Annotated in this window: 20 protein-coding genes and 1 tRNA gene; 12 read left to right on the forward strand and 9 right to left on the reverse strand. The window is 70.0% G+C overall.

Annotation, left to right across the window (positions count from 1 at the left end; all coding sequences use genetic code 11):
- Positions 1-222: 222 nt before the first annotated feature.
- The 3 genes from FHS42_RS00980 (at position 223) to FHS42_RS00990 (ending at position 5487) form a co-directional block, all read left to right on the forward strand.
- Positions 223-1395, forward strand: a complete 1173-nt coding sequence (locus FHS42_RS00980) for an HpcH/HpaI aldolase/citrate lyase family protein (protein WP_184568556.1) — start codon at positions 223-225, stop codon at positions 1393-1395.
- Positions 1396-1573: 178 nt separating this feature from the next.
- Positions 1574-4558, forward strand: coding sequence for a phosphoribosyltransferase (locus FHS42_RS00985; protein WP_184569008.1), 2985 nt, complete (start codon positions 1574-1576; stop codon positions 4556-4558).
- A 155-nt stretch (positions 4559-4713) separates the two neighbouring features.
- Complete coding sequence (locus tag FHS42_RS00990) at positions 4714-5487, forward strand: HAD family hydrolase (RefSeq protein WP_184569009.1); 774 nt, start codon at positions 4714-4716, stop codon at positions 5485-5487.
- Between the two features lie 154 nt (positions 5488-5641).
- On the opposite strand, the gene FHS42_RS00995 is transcribed toward FHS42_RS00990, so the two are convergent.
- A complete protein-coding gene (locus FHS42_RS00995) occupies positions 5642-6265 on the reverse strand; it encodes a DedA family protein (protein WP_184568557.1) in 624 nt (207 codons plus the stop codon).
- Between the two features lie 140 nt (positions 6266-6405).
- Between FHS42_RS00995 and FHS42_RS01000 the strand changes: the two genes are divergently transcribed.
- The 4 genes from FHS42_RS01000 to FHS42_RS01015 all read left to right on the forward strand — a co-directional run bounded on the left by FHS42_RS01000 (position 6406) and on the right by FHS42_RS01015 (position 10020).
- Entirely contained in the window at positions 6406-7665 is a 1260-nt protein-coding gene (locus tag FHS42_RS01000; RefSeq protein ID WP_184569010.1) for a sensor histidine kinase, read from the forward strand.
- A complete protein-coding gene (locus tag FHS42_RS01005) occupies positions 7656-8312 on the forward strand; it encodes a response regulator transcription factor (RefSeq protein WP_184568558.1) in 657 nt (218 codons plus the stop codon). The genes FHS42_RS01000 and FHS42_RS01005 overlap by 10 nt, the downstream gene beginning before the upstream one ends.
- A gap of 49 nt (positions 8313-8361) precedes the next feature.
- Positions 8362-9030 carry an O-methyltransferase gene (locus FHS42_RS01010; RefSeq protein ID WP_184568559.1) on the forward strand — a complete coding sequence of 223 codons (669 nt, stop codon included), beginning with the start codon at positions 8362-8364 and terminating at the stop codon, positions 9028-9030.
- Between the two features lie 192 nt (positions 9031-9222).
- Complete coding sequence (locus FHS42_RS01015) at positions 9223-10020, forward strand: GntR family transcriptional regulator (RefSeq protein WP_312866651.1); 798 nt, start codon at positions 9223-9225, stop codon at positions 10018-10020.
- An 86-nt stretch (positions 10021-10106) separates the two neighbouring features.
- On the opposite strand, the gene FHS42_RS01020 is transcribed toward FHS42_RS01015, so the two are convergent.
- Positions 10107-10328, reverse strand: a complete 222-nt coding sequence (locus tag FHS42_RS01020; RefSeq protein ID WP_184568560.1) for an FmdB family zinc ribbon protein — start codon at positions 10326-10328, stop codon at positions 10107-10109.
- Between the two features lie 191 nt (positions 10329-10519).
- The gene (locus tag FHS42_RS01025) at positions 10520-11875 is read right to left on the reverse strand and encodes a hypothetical protein (RefSeq protein WP_312866652.1); all 1356 of its coding nucleotides are present in this window, start codon (positions 11873-11875) and stop codon (positions 10520-10522) included.
- A 517-nt stretch (positions 11876-12392) separates the two neighbouring features.
- Between FHS42_RS01025 and FHS42_RS01030 the strand changes: the two genes are divergently transcribed.
- A tRNA-Val gene (locus FHS42_RS01030) sits at positions 12393-12468 on the forward strand.
- Between the two features lie 80 nt (positions 12469-12548).
- Here FHS42_RS01030 and FHS42_RS01035 read toward each other — a convergent pair.
- The 5 genes from FHS42_RS01035 to FHS42_RS01055 all read right to left on the reverse strand — a co-directional run bounded on the left by FHS42_RS01035 (position 12549) and on the right by FHS42_RS01055 (position 15679).
- Positions 12549-12896 carry a DUF7848 domain-containing protein gene (locus FHS42_RS01035; RefSeq protein WP_184568561.1) on the reverse strand — a complete coding sequence of 116 codons (348 nt, stop codon included), beginning with the start codon at positions 12894-12896 and terminating at the stop codon, positions 12549-12551.
- Positions 12893-13369 carry a hypothetical protein gene (locus FHS42_RS01040; protein ID WP_184568562.1) on the reverse strand — a complete coding sequence of 159 codons (477 nt, stop codon included), beginning with the start codon at positions 13367-13369 and terminating at the stop codon, positions 12893-12895. Before FHS42_RS01040 ends, FHS42_RS01035 begins: the two co-directional genes overlap by 4 nt.
- Positions 13366-13809 (reverse strand): hypothetical protein, encoded by a 444-nt coding sequence (locus FHS42_RS01045; protein ID WP_184568563.1) that lies wholly within the window; start codon positions 13807-13809, stop codon positions 13366-13368. The genes FHS42_RS01040 and FHS42_RS01045 overlap by 4 nt, the downstream gene beginning before the upstream one ends.
- Before the next feature lie 126 nt (positions 13810-13935).
- Entirely contained in the window at positions 13936-15126 is a 1191-nt protein-coding gene (locus tag FHS42_RS01050) for a helix-turn-helix domain-containing protein (protein ID WP_184568564.1), read from the reverse strand.
- 121 nt (positions 15127-15247) lie between these two features.
- A complete protein-coding gene (locus tag FHS42_RS01055; RefSeq protein ID WP_184568565.1) occupies positions 15248-15679 on the reverse strand; it encodes a hypothetical protein in 432 nt (143 codons plus the stop codon).
- A 214-nt stretch (positions 15680-15893) separates the two neighbouring features.
- On the opposite strand from FHS42_RS01055, the gene FHS42_RS36485 reads away from it, so the two are divergent.
- The 4 genes from FHS42_RS36485 to FHS42_RS36490 all read left to right on the forward strand — a co-directional run bounded on the left by FHS42_RS36485 (position 15894) and on the right by FHS42_RS36490 (position 18706).
- Positions 15894-16169 (forward strand): hypothetical protein, encoded by a 276-nt coding sequence (locus FHS42_RS36485; protein WP_246494089.1) that lies wholly within the window; start codon positions 15894-15896, stop codon positions 16167-16169.
- Positions 16126-16668 carry a DUF6879 family protein gene (locus tag FHS42_RS01060; RefSeq protein ID WP_184568566.1) on the forward strand — a complete coding sequence of 181 codons (543 nt, stop codon included), beginning with the start codon at positions 16126-16128 and terminating at the stop codon, positions 16666-16668. Before FHS42_RS36485 ends, FHS42_RS01060 begins: the two co-directional genes overlap by 44 nt.
- 19 nt (positions 16669-16687) lie before the next feature.
- On the forward strand, positions 16688-17533 hold the full coding sequence (locus FHS42_RS01065) for a helix-turn-helix domain-containing protein (protein WP_184568567.1): 846 nt from the start codon (positions 16688-16690) through the stop codon (positions 17531-17533).
- 792 nt (positions 17534-18325) lie between these two features.
- Positions 18326-18706: an anti-sigma factor antagonist gene (locus FHS42_RS36490; protein ID WP_312866653.1), complete on the forward strand. Its 381-nt coding sequence runs from the start codon at positions 18326-18328 to the stop codon at positions 18704-18706.
- Here FHS42_RS36490 and FHS42_RS01075 read toward each other — a convergent pair.
- Positions 18660-19715: a LysR family transcriptional regulator gene (locus tag FHS42_RS01075; protein ID WP_184568568.1), complete on the reverse strand. Its 1056-nt coding sequence runs from the start codon at positions 19713-19715 to the stop codon at positions 18660-18662. The genes FHS42_RS36490 and FHS42_RS01075 overlap by 47 nt on opposite strands.
- Positions 19716-19840 lie beyond the last annotated feature (125 nt).

Genomic DNA, 19840 nt, shown 5'->3' on the forward strand with positions numbered 1-19840 from the left:
CCCGATGGGGGCGGTAACAACGTGGGGGCGGTGCGCTGGGTAAGTGGTGGGTAAGCGGTGGCTATCCAAGCGATACGGGAAGCGAGTCCACCCTGCGTATGCATGTGAGTTACCGGACTTTCATGCACTTGGGGAACTCTTGACCCGCATTGGTCGTACGATTATCGGCCACGCTTCCGGCCAGTCGGGCTGTCGGAAGGCTGCGGCAGCTCAGGGAGTTTTATGCGTCATTTCGGACATCTATCGGCGGAAGCGCGGAAGGACCTCTTCCATCGTGAGCCGACCGAGTTCACGGCCGACGCACCGGCCGGAACCCTCGCCGTGGCCCTCGGAGCCACCCTCTACAGTCCTGCCACCCGGTCCCACCTCGCCGACGCCATCATCAAACAGGCAGGCCAGGGCGTGGTCTCGATGGTGCTGTGCCTAGAGGACTCGATCGACGACGGCGAGGTGAAGCAAGCCGAGGAGAACCTGGTTCGGCAATTCGCCGAGTTGGCCGCACGGGACGCCGGCACCGCGTTGCCGCTGCTCTTCATCCGGGTACGGGCCGCCGAGCAGATCCCGGATCTGATCCGAAGGCTCGACTCCTCGGTACGGCTGCTGTCCGGATTTGTGCTTCCCAAGTTCACCGAAGAGCGAGGCGTACCGTTCCTTGAGGCGCTCGCATCCTGCGATCCGGGCCTGGAGCGGCGGTTGTACGCCATGCCCGTGCTGGAATCGCCGGAGTTGCTGCATCTGGAGACCCGGGCGGAGACCCTGGGCGGCATAGCCCGCACCGTGGACAAATACCGGGACCGGGTGCTGGCGCTACGGCTCGGCGTCACCGACTTCTGCTCCGCCTACGGGCTGCGCAGGGCGCCCGATATGACGGCGTACGACGTGCAGTTGGTCGCCTCAGTCATCGCGGACGTGGTCAATGTGCTCGGCCGCGCGGACGGCACCGGGTTCACGGTCACCGGCCCGGTGTGGGAATACTTCAAGCCGCACGAGCGCATGTTCAAGCCGCAGCTTCGGCGCAGCCCCTTCATAGGGGAGGCCGAGGCGTTGCGTACCGCGCTCATCGAGCACGACATGGACGGGCTGCTGCGCGAGATCGAACTCGACCGCGCGAACGGCCTTCAGGGCAAGACCTGCATTCATCCCACCCATGTGGCACCCGTGCACGCGTTGTCGGTCGTCAGCCATGAGGAGTTCAGCGACGCGGCCGACATCCTCCAGCCGCAGCGCTGCGGCGGCGGTGTGCTGCGTTCCGCGTACACGAACAAGATGAACGAGGTGAAGCCACACCGGGCCTGGGCCGAGCGCACCGTGCTGCGCGCCGAGGTGTTCGGGGTGGCGCGTGAGGGCGTGGGATTCGTGGAACTGCTCTCGGCGGGGCTGCCCACTGCGCACTGAGGTGCGGGCCACGCACGGCTTGGGCCGCGCTCGCTTGCCTGGGGACGCGTACACGCCGGAGCGCGTGCGACGCGGGGCGCATGGCCGGTTCCGGGCGCCTGGTGGAGGGGATGTGGCAGAGCGGGATGATGTGGGTGATGTGGGCGACATGAGGAACGACGGAGTGGGGCAGCGCGTGATGTGGTCAGGTCAGTGGGTCGCGGACCACCTGGGAATCGCTCTAGAGGACGCGCCCGCGGGCTCGGGCGATGCGTTGACCGGGGGCGACGCGTTGACCGGAGACGGCGGCGTTTGGGGCGGGGGCGGGGGTGCTGCCGGTGGTGCCGGTGGTGCTGCTGGTGCTGGTGAGCGGTTGCGGGGGTTGCTGGGGCTCGCGTTGCGGCGTAATCCTCGGCGGGCCCATCTGCTGGTGTCCAACGTCCTTGGCAAACACGTACCGCAGCGGCCCGCCATCGTCTACGGCGCGGGGGTGCGGCTCGGTGAGCGGGTGCGCGCTCTGCTCGGCGATACCCAAGCGGCCCGCGCGGTCGTGCTCGGTTACGCGGAGACCGCGACCGGGCTTGGCCACAGCGTTGCGGACGGGCTCGCGCTCGCCCCGTATCTCCACTCGACCCGCAGGCCGGTGGCCGGGGTGCGGCCGGTGGGCGGCTTCGAAGAGGAGCACAGCCACGCGAGCTCGCATCTGCTGCTACCGGAGCACCCTGAACTGCTGGCAGGCGATGGGCCATTGGTCCTGGTGGACGACGAGTTCTCGACCGGGCGCACGGTCTTGAACACCATCGAGGTGTTGCACCGGCGCTTCCCCAGGGACCGGTATGTCGTGGTGGCCTTGGTCGATATGCGCTCGGCTGCCGACCGCGCCCAGCTGGAGCGCGTCGCGGCCACGCTGGGCGCCCGGGTGGACCTGATCGCCCTGGCGGCGGGCACGGTGCGGCTACCGGCCGATGTGCTGGCGCGCGGCCAGGCACTGGTGGCCGAGCACGAGGCGGCGGCATCGCCGGAGGCTGGTGGGGCACGGGCCGATGGGGCGCGCGCCGGCGGGGTGGAGGCTGGCGTACGGGCCGCGGAGCCTGGTGTGCAGGGCGCGGGGGGCGTTCGCGTAAGCCCCCGGGTGGTTGCCCGGCGCGTAGCACTCGGTTGGCCCCGGGGGCTGCCCGACGGTGGTCGGCACGGCTTCACACCGGAGCACCGGGCGACCCTTGAGTCCGCGCTGCCCGACATGGCCCGGCGCATCGCCGCGGCGCTCCACGCCGATGCGGCAACGGGCCCGAAGGCGGTGCGTACCACGGCGGTGGATGCCGTGGCGACGGCTGAGGCAGCGATGACGGCTGAGGCAACCGGGACGCCGGTGGCAACCGCGACGCCGGTGGCAGCCGAGACCCGAGACCCGGCCGCACACGGTGCGGCAGCGCGCGGCGCGCAGCCGGAGGTGTCGCGCGTGCTGGTGCTCGGGTTCGAAGAGTTGATGTACGCGCCGCTGCGGCTGGCCGAGGCGTTGCAGGAGGTGCTGCTGCTCCAGGACGCGGCGCAGGGGCCGGGGACCGGCGCGCCCGAGGTGCGGTACTCGACCACGACCAGGTCGCCCGTGCTGGCGCTCGATGACCCCGAGTACGCCATCCGCACCCGCCTCACGTTCCCCGCGCACGATGCGCCCGCTGACGGGCCTGGGCCGCGTTACGCGTACAACGTGGACCCCGGTAGCGACCCGGGGCGCCGCTTCGACGCCATCGTGGCCGTCGTGGATTCGGCCGCCGATACGGACGCACTGCACGCGCCGGGCGGACTGCTGGACGTGCTCGCCGCCCATACGGAGCGGCTGCTGTTCGCCGTGGTGCCGTCCTACGTCCCACCCACCGCGCCGGACGCCCCCGCGCTCACCCCGCCCGGGCCCGCGTCAAACCCGCAGCCCCGGCCGTCTCTTCCGCCCGACACGCCCCCCACCCCGCGCGCGCCCATCGGCGCGCCCGACCGACAGGCGCCATCCATGCCAGAGCCGCTCCGCGGGCCCGACTTCTCCTCGTACGCCGCCGACGAGGTCGGCTGGTTGTTGCAGGACTTCTCCGCCGTCACGTTGGAGGCGCCGATCGAGGAGCGGGAGGAGGCGATCCAGAGCGGGGGCGCGCACTACGCGGAGTCGCTGCCCGTCGAGTACCAGCCGAGCGAGGCGTACCACGCGCTGTTCCAGGCCGCGCTGAAGACCTCGGCCGCTCGCATCGCGCAAGCCGTGGGGGCGGTGACGGAGACGGTGCTCGCCGAACACGGCACACGCCCTGGGCGCGGGCCCGAAGCCCGGCCCGTGCTGGTCTCACTGGCGCGTGCGGGCACGCCGGTCGGCGTGCTGATGCGCCGCTGGGCCCAGCACGCGCACGGAATCGACCTGCCGCACTACGCAATCTCCATCGTGCGCGGCCGTGGCATCGACACCGCGGCGCTGCACTGGCTGGCCCGGCACCATGACCCGGTGGACATCGTCTTCGTGGACGGCTGGACCGGAAAGGGCGCCATCACCCGCGAACTGGCGCAGGCCATCGAGGAGTTCGAGGCAACGGGCGGGGCACGCGGGTTCGATCCGCGGATCGCCGTGCTCGCCGACCCCGGCGGCTGTGTGGAGACGTACGGGACCCGAGACGACTTCCTCATCCCGTCCGCGTGCCTGAACTCGACGGTCTCCGGGCTCATATCGCGCACCGTGCTCCGCGCGGACCTGGTGCGGCCCGGCCAGTTCCACGGCGCGAAGTTCTATCGCGAGTTGGCCGGTGTTGACCTCTCCACGATGTTCCTCGACACGATCGCGGGCCACTTCGCCGAGGTGGCCGACGACGTGGCCCGCGACGCGAAGGAGTTGGCGTCCGCACGGCGGGCGCCCACCTGGGAGGGCTGGGCCGCCGTCGAGCGGATCAGCGAGGCGTACGGCATCCACGACGTGAACCTCGTCAAGCCGGGCGTCGGCGAAACCACCCGGGTCCTGCTGCGCCGCGTCCCGTGGAAGGTCCTCGCACAGCGCGGCGCGGGGCCCGACCTTGACCACGTCCGGCTGCTCGCCGAGCAGCGCGGGGTCCCGGTGGAGGAGGTGGATGACCTGCCGTACAGCTGCGTCGGGTTGATACACCCCCGCTTTACGCGCGGCGCGACCGGCGCGGACGGAAAGGCAGTCGCCTCGTGACCACGCCCCACGCCTCCCAACCCACCGGCCCCGAAACCGCTCCGGTGACCTCTTCGCCCACCGGCCGCGAAACCGCCCCGGCGGGCTCCGTCCCGGGCCCAGCGGCCCGCGCGGCGGCTCGTACGCTCGTCGCCAGCGATCTCGACCGGACGCTCATCTACTCGGCCGCCGCGCTGGCACTCGACGTGCCCGATGCGCTGGCGCCGCGGCTGCTGTGCGTCGAGGTGTACCAGGCCAAGCCGCTCTCGTACCTGACCGAGACCGCCGCCGCGCTGCTCGTCGAGCTCGCGTCGGCCGCCGTCTTCGTCCCGGCCACGACCCGCACTCGGGAGCAGTACGGGCGCATCCGCCTGCCGGGCCCGCCGCCGCGCTACGCGGTCTGCGCGAACGGCGGCCATCTGCTGGTGGACGGTGAGAGCGACCCGGATTGGCACCGCGGTGTCCGCCAGGCGCTGAGCACCGAGTGTGCGGGGCTCGCGGAGATACGCGCCCACCTGGTCGCCACCGCCGATCCGGCGTGGCTGCTCAAGGAGCGCAGCGCGGAGGACCTGTTCGCCTATCTCGTGGTCGAGCGTGCGCTGTTGCCCGATGGCTGGGTGCGGGAGTTGACGGAGTGGGCCGAGCAGCGCGGTTGGGGCGTCTCGCTCCAGGGCCGCAAGCTGTACGTGGTGCCCAGGCCGCTGACGAAGAGCGCCGCCGTCGCCGAGGTGGCGCGGCGTACCGGAGCGCAGCGGGTGCTCGGCGCGGGGGACGCCCTCCTGGATGCGGATCTGCTGCTCGCCGCCGACCAGGGCTGGCGCCCGGGGCACGGCGAACTGGCCGAAGCGAACTGGTCGGCACCGCATGTCAGCGCCCTCGCGGAGCGTGGTGTGGCGGCCGGCGAGGAGATCTTGCGCCAGTTCCTCAAGGCGGCGGGCGGGAGTTCCTGACGTCCCGATCGGGCGTACGCCAGGCGCGAAGCTGGCCCCGAGGTGCGTACGGGGCCAGCGCGCCCCGTGCCCCGTGCCCCGTACGGAATCCCCGTGCCCCGTACGCGTACGGAACCCTCCGCGCCCCGTGCCCCGTACGGAGTCCCCGCCGCGCCTATTCGCGCCGCCTGCCCTGTCCCGGCCGGGTCAGCCGGAGTGCGATGAACGCGATGACGGCCAGCGCTGCCACGGCGAGTACGCCCTTGGAGTAGACGGAGACATAGTCCGAGACGTCCTCCCAGTTGTCCCCCAGGGCGTACCCGGCGAGCACGAACGCCGTGTTCCAGATGAGGCTGCCGAGCGTGGTCAAAGCGATGAAGACAGGCAGCGACATCCGTTCGACGCCGGCGGGGATGGAGATGAGGCTGCGAAAGATGGGAATCATGCGGCCGAAGAAGATGGCCTTCGTGCCGTGCCGGACGAACCAAGCCTCGGTCTTGTCGATGTCGGCCGGCTTCACCAGCGGCAGCCGCCCGGCGAGTGCGATCACCCGGTCCCGGCCGAGCAGCGCGCCCACCCAGTACAGCGCGAGCGCGCCGACCACCGAGCCCGCGGTGGTCCACGCCAGCACGGCCAGCAGGTTCATGTCACCCTGCCCGGCCGAGAACCCGGCCAGCGGCAGGATCACCTCGCTCGGCAAGGGCGGAAACAGGTTTTCCAGTGCGATGGCCAGCCCCGCGCCCGGCGCGCCGAGGGAATCCATGAGACCGGTCGCCCAGTCGGTGATGCGATCTGTCATGCCAAGAACGCTAGAAACTCGGCCCCATGGCCGGCCATGGTGTGAGCCGCCCGCCGAGTGTGCCGTGCTCCGCACCCACGGCCTGCGGAAATCCTCAGTGTGCCGGGCCGGGCGATGCGATTAGCGTGCGCCGTATGTGGATGTGGATGTGGGTGCGGCAGGGGCTGCGGATATCCGTGGGGCTTGCGATCGGCGGCTGCACGACCCTGCTCGGACTCGTCTACGCCGCCGTCTCGGGCCTGGCCCTGCTGTGCGTATTCGTCTGGCCGCGGGCCCGGCAGACGGTGCTTGGAGTGGTGGCGTGCGGGGCACGGCGGCTGGCCCGACTGGAGCGGTGGCGGTTGGCGTACTTCCTGCGCGTCGAGATCGGCTCGGCTTACGGCGGCAGCAGGGCGCTCGGCTACCTGGCGGTGCACTGGCTGCTGGGCGCGCTCGGCTGCCTCGTGGTGCTCGCCTTGCTGGTCGGTATGGGGTACGGATCGCTGTTGCTCTGGGGCTGGGTCATCTTCGAAAAGGGCAACTTCCTCACCAATGTGTACGCGGCGGTGGGCGGCATGTTCCTGTTCTTCCTCGCCGCGCAGAGCCTGGCCGGAATCGTCGTCTTGGAACGCCAGTTGGCCTGGCACTTCCTCGGCGTCGCTCCGCAGGACGTGCTGCGTCGCCGCATCGAGGAGCTGGCCAGCAGCAGGGCCGGGGTCGTCGCCGCCGTACACGACGAGCGCCGCCGCATCGAGCGCGATCTGCACGACGGGGTGCAGCAGCGGCTGGTGGCGCTCGGCATGCTGCTCGGCCGCGCCCGCCGCGGCCAGGACCCCGAGCGGGCCCACGCACTGCTCGTCCAGGCGCACGAGGAGAGCCGCCAGGCCCTGGCGGAGCTGCGCGAGGTCGCGTGGCGGGTGTACCCCACGGTCCTCGACGAGGCGGGGTTGCGGGCGGCCCTTGAGACCGTCGCCGAACGCTCCAGCCTGCCCGTACGCCTCGATTACGGGCTCACGGTCGAGCCCGCGATCCCGGTGCGCACCGTCGCGTACTTCGTCGTCTGCGAGGCCGTCACGAACGCCATCAAGCACGCCAACGCCCACACCATCCACATCGCCCTCACCCGCGCCCCAGCGACCCGCCCGGTGCCGGCCCTCGCGGGGCCGCACTCCGGCGCACTGCCAGGCAAGCCACCGCGCCCCGCGCCAGAGGCCACCAATCCGGCCGCCAGCGGCGGCGACCTGGCGCTTCCACTCGTCCTGCGGGTACGGATCACCGACGACGGCTCCGGCGGCGCCGACCCCACGGGCAGCGGGCTGCTCGGGCTCGCCCAGCGGGCCGCAGCGATCGACGGCAGCCTGCGGCTGGACAGCCCGCCCGGCGGCCCCACCACCATCACAGCGGAGTTGCCGTGCGCGTAATCCTGGCCGACGATTCGACACTGCTGCGCGAGGGCCTGATCCGGCTGCTCGCCGAGGAGGGCCACGACGTCGTCGCGGCGGTCGGCGACGCCACCGCGCTGCTCGACGCGGTGGATGCACACCCGGCGGACGCGGTGTGCGTCGATGTGCGCATGCCACCCACGCACACCGACGAGGGACTACGCGCCGCACTGGAGATCCGCCGCCGCTACCCGCGCCTGGGCGTACTCGTGCTCTCCCAGTACGTCGAGAAGCGCTACGCCACCGAGCTGCTGACCGGCGAGCTGACCGCCGGCGGCGGTGGCGTGGGCTATCTGCTCAAGGACCGGGTGGTGCAGGTGGACGAGTTCCTGGACGCCCTGGAACGCGTCGCCGCAGGCCAGGCGGCCTTTGACCCCGAGGTGGTACGCCAACTCCTGGCCCGCAGCACCCATGTGGACCCGCTCGCCAGGCTCACCGAACGGGAGCGTGAGGTGTTGGACGCGATGGCCCAGGGGCACGGCAACGCCGCCATCGCGGAACGGCTGTTCGTGTCGCGCAGCGCGGTCGAGAAGCACATCAACGCCATCTTCGACAAGCTCGGACTGACCGGAACGTCGGGCTACAGTCGCCGCGTGCTTGCCGTGCTGCGCTACGTGGGTAGTTAGGCAGCGTCGTCCCGGAAAAGTAGCGAGACGCAACGGGAGGGTACACATCATGGCCGAAACCCGGCACGCGAAGCGCTCGACCGCACTCCATGACTACGTACTGGACCACAACCCACCACCCGACCCCGTGCAGCGCGAGCTCATCGCGAACACCCGCGCCCAGCTCCCCGATCACGCCGAGATGCAGGTGGCGCAGGAGCAGGGGCCACTGCTGGCCTTTTTGGTCCGGCTGACCGGCGCCCGGCACATCGTGGAAATCGGCACCTTCACCGGCCTCTCCGCCCTCTGCATGGCCCAGGCACTGCCCCCGGAGGGGAAGCTCATCGCCTGCGACGTCTCGGCGGAGTGGACGGCGTACGGCCGCGCGGCGTGGGAGGAGGCGGGCGTCGCGGACCGTATCGAACTGCGGATAGCGCCCGCTCTGGAGACGCTGCGCGCCATGCCCAGCGAGCCGCACATCGACCTGGCCTTCGTGGACGCCGACAAGCCGGGATACCTCGCCTACTGGGAGGAGTTGGTGCCCCGGATGCGTCCTGGCGGCCTGATCGCCGTGGACAACGTCTTGTACGGAGGAGAAGTCGTCAACCCCTCGTCCGCCTCGGTCAACGGGGCCGCGATCCATGCGTTTAACGAGCACGTACGGGCGGATTCCCGCGTTGACTCGGTCCTGCTAGAGGTGGCCGACGGGCTGACCCTGGCCCGCCGCCGAGAGCAGTAGCCCGCTGGGTCGCCCATCCGTTGCTCACCTTGGCGGGGCCCGTGGACGGTCGGCCACCGTGCCGGGCGCCGCTAGGCTCGCGTTCCTAGACACCCCGGCGACGAGCGCCGGCGGTGCGGATCGTCGTAGCGGATGGGCACGTGCCTCAGCAGGACCGGCGCGCGGCGAGCGCGGGAGACAGGGAGAACGGCAGTGGTGGACGGCGCGACCCAGGGCGGCGCGCCCGCGGACCGGCCGCGGACGATGTACCAGAAGGTGGCGGCCGACCTACGGCAGGCGATCACCGAGGGAGGGTACGGCTCCGGCGGCCGGCTGCCCGCCGAGGGCGACCTGGCACAGCGGTACGGGGTCTCCCGGGGCACCATTCGGCAGGCGCTGTCCGTGCTGCGCACGGACGGCCTGGTCACCTCCCGGCGAGGTACCCGGCGCGTCGTGCTGGGCACCGAACGTGTGCAGAGCTTCGGCGAGCTCCTCAGCTTCACCCGCTGGGCCCGCTCCATCGGCGAGAAGCCGGGAGGCCGGGTCGTCGGTCTCACCCGTCGCCCGGCCGATGAGACCGAGAGGGACCAACTGCGCCTGGTCGCCGGCGCGTTCGTATACCGCGTGTTGCGCATTCGTACGCTCTCCGGCCGCCCGGCGATGGTGGAGCGCACGGTGTACCCGGAGCACATCGGCGCCCTGATCGCCCGGCTGAAGCCCGATGCCGTCTCGCACACGGTGCGGCTTGAGGAACAGGGCGTCATGATCGCGGATGCCCAGCACACCGTCGATCTCGTACGCGCCGACGCGGACGACGCCCGGCTGCTCGGCTGCCGGCCGGGCGACGCACTCCTGCGTGAGCGGCGGCGTAGCACCGACCCGGCCGGCGCCCCGATCGAATGGTCGGACGACCGCTACCTGCCGGGCACGGTGGCCTTCACGGTGCACAACTCGGCCGCGTCCGGCTCACTCGCCCGCCGCCGCGGCACGCCACCACCACCCAACAACTGACCAGCGGGCCCGGCCCCGGCAGGGCGGCCCGGCCGCGTAGGCGTGCGCCCGCGGCGCGGTGAGCCGCGCCGTGCGCCCCGCGTACCTCAGCCGCAGCAGCCACCACCGCAGCACCCGCCGCCACCGCCGCCCGGGGCGGCGGCGCCACGGGGCGCGGACGCGCTCCCGCCAACGGCAACCGTGGACAGCAGCTTCACCGTGTCGTCGTGCCCATCGGGGCAGACGGCGGAGGCGTTGGACTCGGCCATGGGCCGACTGAGCTCAAAGTTCGCACCGCAGGCGCGGCAGCGGTATTCGTAACGAGGCATGTCGGCAGCCTAATGCGGACCCCGCGGGGCCCGAACCCGTAGACCGTCCACCCGGTGCGCAGACCGTCCACCCGGTGCGGGGGTGGGGCGATCCCCCGGTGCGACGGACGGCGCGCTCGCCTGGGCGGGGGCTCCTGGGTGCCAGCTCCCGGACGCGAGTTCCCGGGCGCGAGTTCCCGGGCGCGGGGAAGTCAGCCGCCGGCCGCGCCGCGCTCCTCGCGGATCTCCTGTACGACGCGGGCGACGCTCTGCCGTACCGCCTCGGTCTCGGTGAGGAAGTGCCACCAATCGGGATGGCGCCCCTCCAGGCCGGCGACCGCACGGTCCAATCGGGCGACGGCGTCGTCCAGCGGGCGGGCGTGCCGCGGATCGGGGGTGTTACGGCCCGCCATGGCCAGCCGCTGGGCGTCGCGCAGGGCGAACCGGGTGCGCTCGATCTCGCCGGTCTGATCGTGCGAGACCTCGTTCAGGCGGCGCAGTCGCTCACCGGCCGCGGAGACCGCCTCATCGGTGGTGTTGAGCAGTGCCCGCGCGGTGGACAACAGCGATATGGCGTCCGGCCAGCGCTGTTCGTCTCGCGCCGCCCTGGCCTCTTTGAGCTTGGCCTCGGCCTGCGTGACGGAGCCCGCAGCCTGCTCCGCAACGGGCTGGAGGTCCTGCCAACAGGCGGCGCTGTAGCGGCGGCGCAACTCGCTGAGCACCGGTTCGACGCCCTCGGTACGGGTGGTGATGGCCTCGGCGCGGGTACGCAGCGAGACCAGCCGCTTGTCGATCTCCGCGGCGGTCGCCGGCAACCGCTCGGCCTCCCCGCGTACCCCTTCGGCCGCACGCAGCACATGGTCGGCGCGCCGGATGGTCTCCTGTACGCCGTGCTGCCCGGCGCCCTGGTTCAGCTTGGTCAACTCCGGGGAGAGCGCGGCGAGTCGGGCCGCCAGATCGTCGGCCCGCAGTCCGGATGCCCGTACGGCGTCCAGCGCGTTGCTGGCCGCAAGGAGTGCCTGCCGGGCTCGCTCGACGGCCGGTGCGAGCCGGGCCAGCTGGGTTTCGGCCGTCCGCAGCAGCGGGGCCAGCCCCTGCGCGAACCGGTCGAGGTCGCTCTTGGTGCGGTCAAGCTCGGCCTTGGCCCGCGTCAGTTCGCTGCTGGCACGGGCGGCGGCGGAGGCTTCGAGGTCGTCCCGGTCGAGGTCATGGGAGTCCACGGCGGTGATGTACTCATGGCTGACCTGGTCGATGCGCTGCCCGATGGCCGCGAAGTCACTGGCGGCCTTGCGCGCGGCGGCGGAGTCATCGACGGCAGTGATCACCTCAAGGGAGATCCGCAGGTCCCGCTGGGCGGTGTCCAAGTCGTAGAACGCCGCGGCAGCGGCGTCCTTGGCCACCTGCGCATCGGCCCGCCCACTCTCTCCCCGCCCGAACCACCGCCGCGTACCACCGCCGGCGAAGGAACCGGCCCAAGCGGCGAGCGCGAGCGGCACGGGCAGCAGGGCGAGCGCGACGACGTCCCCGGCAACCCGCCCGATGCCCACGCGGCCGGGCCTTCCGGGCACGGTGCGACGCGTACCGGTGCTGGTTGTGGCGCAGTGGCTTGCCTCGATGCCGGTTGCCGCGAGGGCGGCCGTAGGGCCGCCCGGCTCGGGGTGTCCTGGCTTGGCGTTTCCTGCCTTAGCGTTTCTTGGCTTGGCGGGTCCCGGCTTGGTATCTCTGGTGGTGGCGCTGGCTGGGGCGGGCTCCTTGACGCGGGTGACGGATGGGGCGGGCAGTCGGCCATGAAGTAGGCGGCGTGCTAGCCGTACAGACTGCGTGGTGGTCGCCGTCACTACCCTCTCCCGATAAATCGCCCCAGGCCCGAATGCCATTCTCCCACCCGTTAGGGACGAATACACGGCCCGGATAGTTCACGGTTTGCTGTGGCTGCCCCTCCCGTGCCACCCCGCGGCCCCGCCCGACCCGGGCAAGCCGCCGCAACCTGCGACCAACCCCCCGACCAGCCTCGTAACGCCTTGGGCCAGGGGCACGGGTTTGCGAGTATGGGGCGGCATCGGGGTACGCTGTCGGCTCACGCCAGGGCGCATAGCTCAGCGGTTAGAGCGCTGCCCTTACAAGGCAGATGTCGGCGGTTCAAATCCGTCTGTGCCCACCAAACTGGCCTGGCCTTTCACCCCAGAAAGGCCAGGCCAGAGGTGTTTTTGGGCTGAGCGGAATGGCCCGCCCACGCGATGCCTACAGCTGGACTACGTCGTCGGCGCGGGGATGACGACAACGCATGGGTTCCCACCTTTCGCTCCCGGGTTCGTCGGCGGCGGGTCCGATGTCCTCGGCCGGGGTGACCAGCCATCCGAAGGTCACCGTTGCGGTGTAGTGGAGGTGGCGGCCACCGGGGTGGTCGATGGCGGCGTGGGTGCGGCACCAGCGCTGCGCCTGGCTGTGTTGCCCTGTCGGCCCTTGGTCGGGTTCGGGTTGCGGTGACTGTTCACCGCAGGTGACGCAGGTGGCGCGCACGGCGTACGGCACCCCTTGCGGGTCGGGGCCGATGGCCATGTCTACGAAGCGGTAGGTGCTGCGGGTCATGTGGTTGGCCCTTGTGTGAGTGCTTGTGTCCCGAGTGCCTGTGTTTCGAGTGCTTGTGTGCCGTGGACGTGGAGGGCGGCGGGTTCGAGGAATGCGGCGAGGGTGTAGGGGTCGGTGAGGTAGTGGCCTGACCAGGTGTGGGGGATGCGCCAGTAGATGCCGGGGCTGGTGCGGTGGTGGGCGGGTGGCACGGCGACGTAGTGGGCACCTTGTTCGCCGGTGATGAGGGTGACGTGGTGGCTCATGCGGTCCCAGGGCAGGCCGGGTTGGCGGGTGGCCCGGCTCTTGGGGACGAGCCAGTAGGCGGAGCCGCCGAAGGCGTCGATGATGGTTGCGGAGGTGGGGTGTTCGTGGTCGAGGAAGGCGAACGCGCAGCGGGCGACCGCGACGTCGGTACGTACCGCGTCCCAGATGTGGCCCGCGGGGAGCGGTAGGGCGTCGGTGCTGGCGGGTGGGGACCAGGGGAGGTTCATCGCGCCGCGCCGCCTGGGGTGCGGTGGCGCGGGGTGGTCCGTTGCAGGGTGGTGGCGATGGCGTCGGCGAGGCGTGCAGCTGGGGTGAGCAGCCGGTCCGGCTCGGGGGCGATGCGCCACCATACGAGGTGGTCCCGGGTCATGCCGGGGACGAAGAGAAAGCTGCCGTCGTCCCCGGCCAGGGTGAACCTGTCGTCGGCGCGCAGGTGTTGCACGGCTGGTGCGTGCGGTGCGATCAACCAGGTCATCTCACGGCCGATGTCCTCTTGGATGACCGCGCCACTGCCGTCACCGAGGTGCGCGAGGACGCGGTTGCCGAGGTAGGTCGGCAGGGTCAGCGCGTGCCAACCGAGGTCACCGACCCGGGTCCAGTTCACCCCGCCACCGGGCGGAATCCACTCATGGGGCGGGGTGGCGGGCGTACTGGTGTCGGTCGGCATGGCGCAGCCTCCGGGGTCATCAACGGTAATCACTTGATGACCGAACGTAAGGGTGCGGTTGGGGTTTGGACTAGGACACTCTGCACGGGCCTAGCCCCCATGTAACCCGCATGTAGGTTGCACGCGTTACAGCGGTAGCCCTATAGCGTCCGCCAATTGACGCATTTCTTGCGTGAGCATGCGCCGCCGCTTCACTACGTCACTCAGGATGTCCCGCGCGTATCGCTGCTGCGCCAGCCACTCAGGAACCCGTTCGTGGATGTCCGATAGGGCCGCGACGGCCTGCGTGTGATCGCGCATGCGGGCGTACGCCGCCGCCACGTCCAGGCGGTGGCGGTTGAACGCGTTTTGTTTTCTTCCCGCATCTGGTGTTCGCGCGTCGGCGCTCGGCGCGATCTCCAGCACCTTGTCAGGGTGGTCAAGCACCATATGCCGCTCAGCCCTCTTGTACGCCACGGCCAGCGGGCCCCATGGGCTCATTCGCCGGCCGAGCGGCAGGTCTCGGCCGGTCATCGCCGCGGCACCGTGGGCGAGCTTCAACGCATCCGCTGCCTCGTCCGGCCGGTTGTCTCGTACGCACGCTGCCGCTAGGTGCAGCAGCAGCTCGCCCCACGCGGCGAGGTCGTCCGTTGAAGCGCGACTCATCCGTGGCTCTACGTCGTCTGCCCACGCCGCGGCCAGCTTCCGCGCTTGGTCCAGATGCCCCTGCCGGACAGCCAGCCAGCACATGGTCCCCACCACAGAGGCTGCGCGGTGCTGGTCCTGCGCCGTAGCGAGGGCCCGCCGGAGGGCTACCGAGGCGGCTTCGTACTGGTGGGTCTGAGTGAGCATGGAACCGGCGAGTTGGAGGACGTAAGCGCGCACGTCGCGCGCCTCGGCGGAGTCGCCCAGCGCGTCAGCATCCCGCACTGCGTGCGGTAAAAGGACTGCGGCCTCGGCCAACCGCGCAGACGCGCGAAAGTCTCGCACCGCAGTGGCTGCTGCCTGCACGCTCTGCAAGGTCGGCGACTCGGAGAGGGCGTCTGTGGGCGGGGGTAGCTCGACGGCCTGCTGCACTGGCAGCCACAATGCCGAAGGGCCTTCGGCGTGCTGCTCGGCGTCGGCGTTGCTGCGATCGAGCAGGCGTGAGGTGGGGATTCGGAGTGCTGCGGCCAGCTTCCGGGCCGTCTCCAGCCGGGTGCGGTCTACCTGCTGCTGCTCCAGCTTTCTGATCAGGGAAAGAGAGACACCGGAGGCATCGGATAACTGACCTTGCGTCAGGCCCCGGCGCTTGCGGATGTCGCAGAGGCGCGTGCCGATGTCAGTGGGCTCGGGCATACCGGTCTCCTCGTTCCGAAGTAGACACTCAGAACGGTACTCCCGGCCCAGCCCGGGAGGCAGCGACCGGCTCCCGCCAACGCCTGGCGGGGGCCGCCGCGTGACGGTGCTACGGGCGCCTTCAGGGTGCCTTGGGCCGCACCGGCCCCTCTTTGGCGGGTGGCGGCGTGATGGCGTCGGCGAGTTTGCCGGCTTCGGTGAGTAGCCGGTTGCTGGTGGGCTCGATGCGCCACCACACGATGTGGTGACGGGTGATGCCGGGGACGAAGACGTAACTGCCGTCGTCTCCCGACAGGGTGACGTTGTGGTTCTCGCGCAGGTGTTGGACGGCTGGTGCGTGCGGTTCGATCAGCCACGTCAGCCGGTCGTCGGCGTCTTCTTGGATGACCGCACCGCTGGTGTCGCCGAGTTCGGCCAGGACGCGATTGCCCAGGTACATCGGCAAGGTGAGGGTGTGCCAGCCGAGTTCACCAACGCTGGTCCAGCGCATGCCGCCACCGGGCGGAATCCAGTCGTAGGGCGGGGTGGTGGGCGTACTGGTTTCGGTCGGCATGGCGCAGCCTCTCCGCAGGTCATGCCCGGCGCCGGGTCGCCGAGCGTCGCTGCACAGAAGCTAAGAATCGCAACACGCGCTACAGCCAGCGATGTGCAGATGTGTGCAGACCGACGCCTTACCGGGTGACAGGTACTCGGGCACTCCTTGACCGCTAACCTCCAGCGGCCGGAGCATGTGCACACATCGGCACAGCTCGTGACCGGAGGCAGCCATGTCGCTAGTGTTCATCGGGATCGACCCAGACACGGGGGATGATGAAAGCCCCACCGTGTGGATCGATACAACAAGGCGGGAACTCCTATTCCAAGGATGGAAGCCCGAAGCAGACCAGGACGCCGAATGCACCGCGTTCTCGCTGCCAGGTCACGCAGTCGGTATTCCCGATCACGAGGCTGTGATCCGTATCCCTGCCCGGATGGTGCACATGATCAGAGAGGCATGCGATGCCATCGAAGCCCTTGGGGCCGCCGCCGAGCCCGTTCGCTGACCAGCTTCGGCAGGCACAGCACTCGGCAGTCCATCTAGAGATGCGCGACTGGTACGCCGTAGATGCCGAGAAGGGGCCCTTCGCCGACTGGCGAGCAGGGGTCCGGTACGACCCGGCTGACCGCGCTTCGTGGTGGCGGCCGTGGCTCGATCTCGTGGCCGAGGCAGTCGGCCGCGGCGTGGCCATACGTCGTGCACGGATCGTGTCCGAGCCGGTGTCCGAGTACATCCATTACGAACACTCGGGCACCTTCACAAACGTGGCGGCAGGCGAACAAGTGCGGTGGCTTCCACGCCGGCAGGCATCCGACATCAGCCTGCCCGGCAATGACTTCTGGCTGTTCGACGGTCGCCTAGTTCGCTGGAATCACTTCGCTGGTGACGGGGCGTCGGGCGGACCGGAAGTCACCGAAGACCCCCATATGGCGCGTCTGTGCGCCAGCGCCTTCGAAGCGGTGTGGGAACGAGCCATCCCACACGAGCAGTACGAGATCCGCTAGGTAGCGGCTGGGCTGGCTCATGTCCGTGTCTTCCACCCAAAAAGCGCGTCAGGCAATCGGCCGGCAGCTTCGCGACCTTCGCCGGCGAGCGGACCTGACCGTGACTGAGCTGGCCCACCGCTGCGCCTGGCATCACTCCAAGACTTCCCGCATCGAGAACGCCCGCACCTCGCCTTCGACCAAGGACATTCGCCTGTGGTGTCAGGCGTGCGACGCACCCGAGGAGGTGGAAGGGCTGCTTTCCAAAGTGCTGGCCGCCGAGTCGATGTACACCGAATGGCGCCACCAGGTCCGCAGTGGCATGGCGCACTTGCAGGGCAGCAGCACGAGCCTCTTCCAGCGGACCAAGCTCTTTCGTGTGTACTCGTCCATTTTGGTGCCGGGATTCCTTCAGACCCAGGGGTACGCCTCGGCGCTGCTCAGCGCGATCGCCGACTTCCGCGAGATCCCAGTCAACGATGGCTCCGCCGCCGGGGCAGCACGCATAGAGCGATCGCGGATCATGCACGAGGCCAGCCGCCGGTTCGTGCTCCTGGTGGAAGAGTCAGCTTTGCGCCACCAAATCGGCGACTCTGAAGCGATGGCCGCGCAACTCGGTCACCTGCTCACAGCGGGAGCGCTGCCGACTGTCTCACTCGGCGTCATCCCGCATGCGACGCAGCAACGTGACCAGTGGCCGGTCGAGACCTTCCACATGTACGACGACAAGATCGTGTCCGTCGAGCTGCTATCAGCGCGTGTGCGGATCACGCAACCGGCCGAAGTGGAACTCTATCTGCGGGCGTTCGAGCGGCTTCGCAGCATGGCGGTCTACGGTGCAGAAGCGCGAGCTCTAGTCGTGCGGGCCATCGCTGCCCTGCGGTGACGGCTGCTCGTCAACCCGAGCATGGCGAAAGCCCCCTCGCTACCCGAAGGCGGCGGGGGCCACCGGCGCCTACCAGACCTGTGTCAACGGCCTGACGAACATCGGCATTCAGATGGAACGCGCCGAACGGGGCTGTGGGTCAACGCGCTTGAGCTGGCGACGCCCCGCACCCGCGGCGCTGGTACCGCCGCCGATGCCCGGATGAGTGGGTAAGGGAGGACGCGCGCGGCCCGGTTGCTCGGCCCGGCTGCCGTGAGCAGCCGGGCCGCTCGTGCTTGCCTCGCTTTTCGTCATGTGAATACCACTGTCTGGTCATCTGCTCGACAGCCCATCAACAAGAAGCTCTGCTAGGTGTCTTCACTCATACGAGTGTTCTTTGGCTCGAAAGAATCGTTCCTTCATCCCGCCCCGTGGTCACACACCGCTAACCTGACCCGCCTGTCACCCCAGCTCCTGATGGCGTGAAATCGACGTCCAGGGGCACCAGGCACCGGGCACTAGGCGTTCCCGTACCAAGGTGGCAGGACAGGCGGATACGGGGACCTCGACATGGGCTGTGACCAGCAGCGAAGGACGGCGACGGAGGAGCGCGGAGAAATCGTCGCGTTCTCCCGTGTGCAAGCGGCTCCCGGTTCGATGGAGGCTGGGCGGGCGGGTGCCTTTGAGGGGCACTTGGGAAACCTGGGGGAGACATGGGGCACGGGAAATGCGCAGGATTCGGGAGCAACCGGGGGAACGGGGGGCGTACGGGCTGTGGGGGAAACGGGGCGTTGCGACGGGGATGGCGTGAAGGTGAGCGATGTCAGTGGGGCGAGCGTGAGGGACGCCGGGGCGCGGCTGGCACGGTCGTACGCAGTGCACGGCAGTACCGTCGTGGAACTGTCCGGGGATGTGGATCTCGCCACCGCCGAGGAGATCAGGAGCGCCCTTGACGAGGCGACCGCGCCGTCCGGTGCGCAACTCGTGGTGATTGATTTGCGTCATACGACGTTCTTCGACTGCACCGGACTTGCTCTGCTGGTGCGCGCGGAGGAGCGGATGGCCAGTCGTGCGGGGCGGTTGCGGTTGGTCTGCGCGCACGCGATCACGCTGCGGTTGATGGAGATCGCCGACCTCACGGGATTGCTCAGGCCGGTGCCGACTCTGGAGCAGGCCCTGGAACGGGCAGCGTGATCGGGGTAGGTGTCAGGCGCGAGGCGGTGGCCGACCGGGCGCGGTCATCCGAAGCGACCTCATCGGGCGAAAGCAGCGCACTGTTGTGGCGTAGCAGCCACAGCCGGTAAGCGGTGTTCGCCCACGCCAGTTCGAGATAGGCCGACTTCAGGTCGGCGTGGAGCGCGTCGGCGTCGGGTCCAGTGGTGGCCTGCGGCCGAGACACCGTGAACAGCCGTACGGTCAGCGGATCGTCGAGCAGCGGGCGGATCACCATCCCCTCACGCGTAACCGTGGTGGGCTGGCACGGCGAGACCGCCTCGCCCGAGGCGACCAGTTCGGCGGCCGTGGTGTTGTCCCTGACGTGAACCATGCGCGGGTTGAGCCCGGCGTCGCTCAAGACCCGGCGCAGCGCGGCGCACTCGTCATCCACGGTCAGGTCCACCACCCAGCGGTCATTGGCCAGGTCGGAGAGCCGCACCACGGGGCGGCCCGCCGCCGGGTGGCTCGCCGACAGCGCGATGAACTGCGGTTCCTTGGCGACCAAGATGCGCCGCTCGACACCACCGGGCACCGGCAGCGGAAAGCCGGCGAATTCGTGCACGAACGCGATGTCGAGTTGGTGGGTCGCCACCATCTGCAGCAGCATCGTTGCCGACACATCGACATGGATCGTGGTGTCCGCGTCGGGCAGTCGGGCGTGCAGCTTGCGCAACCAGCCCGCCACGGCGCGGTTGCCGGTGCTGCCGATGCGCAGATGTGCCCCGCTGGCATGAGCCGCGGCATCCTTGGCGGCCGTGACCAAGGCGCTCATATCGGCCACTATCGGTCGGGCCCGCGTCAGCACGGAGCGCCCGAGCGGCGTGGGCTGGCTGCCCGATTGCTCCCGGGTGAACAGCAGGCCTCCTATCGCGTTCTCGATGCGCCTGAGCTGCGTGGTGAGGGATGGCTGCGTCATGCCCAGTTGCAGCGCAGCCTTGCGCACGCTGCCGGCGTCGGCAATAGCACATAGCGCACGAAGGTGTCTCACGTCGAGCTCCACGGCCGGAGCATAACGGCGCTCACACGACACACACCAGACACACAAACCGTTCATTTGTGCCAGGGGCAGGCGCATGGCGCGATGAGTGGCGACGTCGTACCGAGGTGCTTTCG

The organism is Streptomyces zagrosensis (assembly GCF_014203645.1).
GTDB classification, from domain to species: domain Bacteria; phylum Actinomycetota; class Actinomycetes; order Streptomycetales; family Streptomycetaceae; genus Streptomyces; species Streptomyces zagrosensis.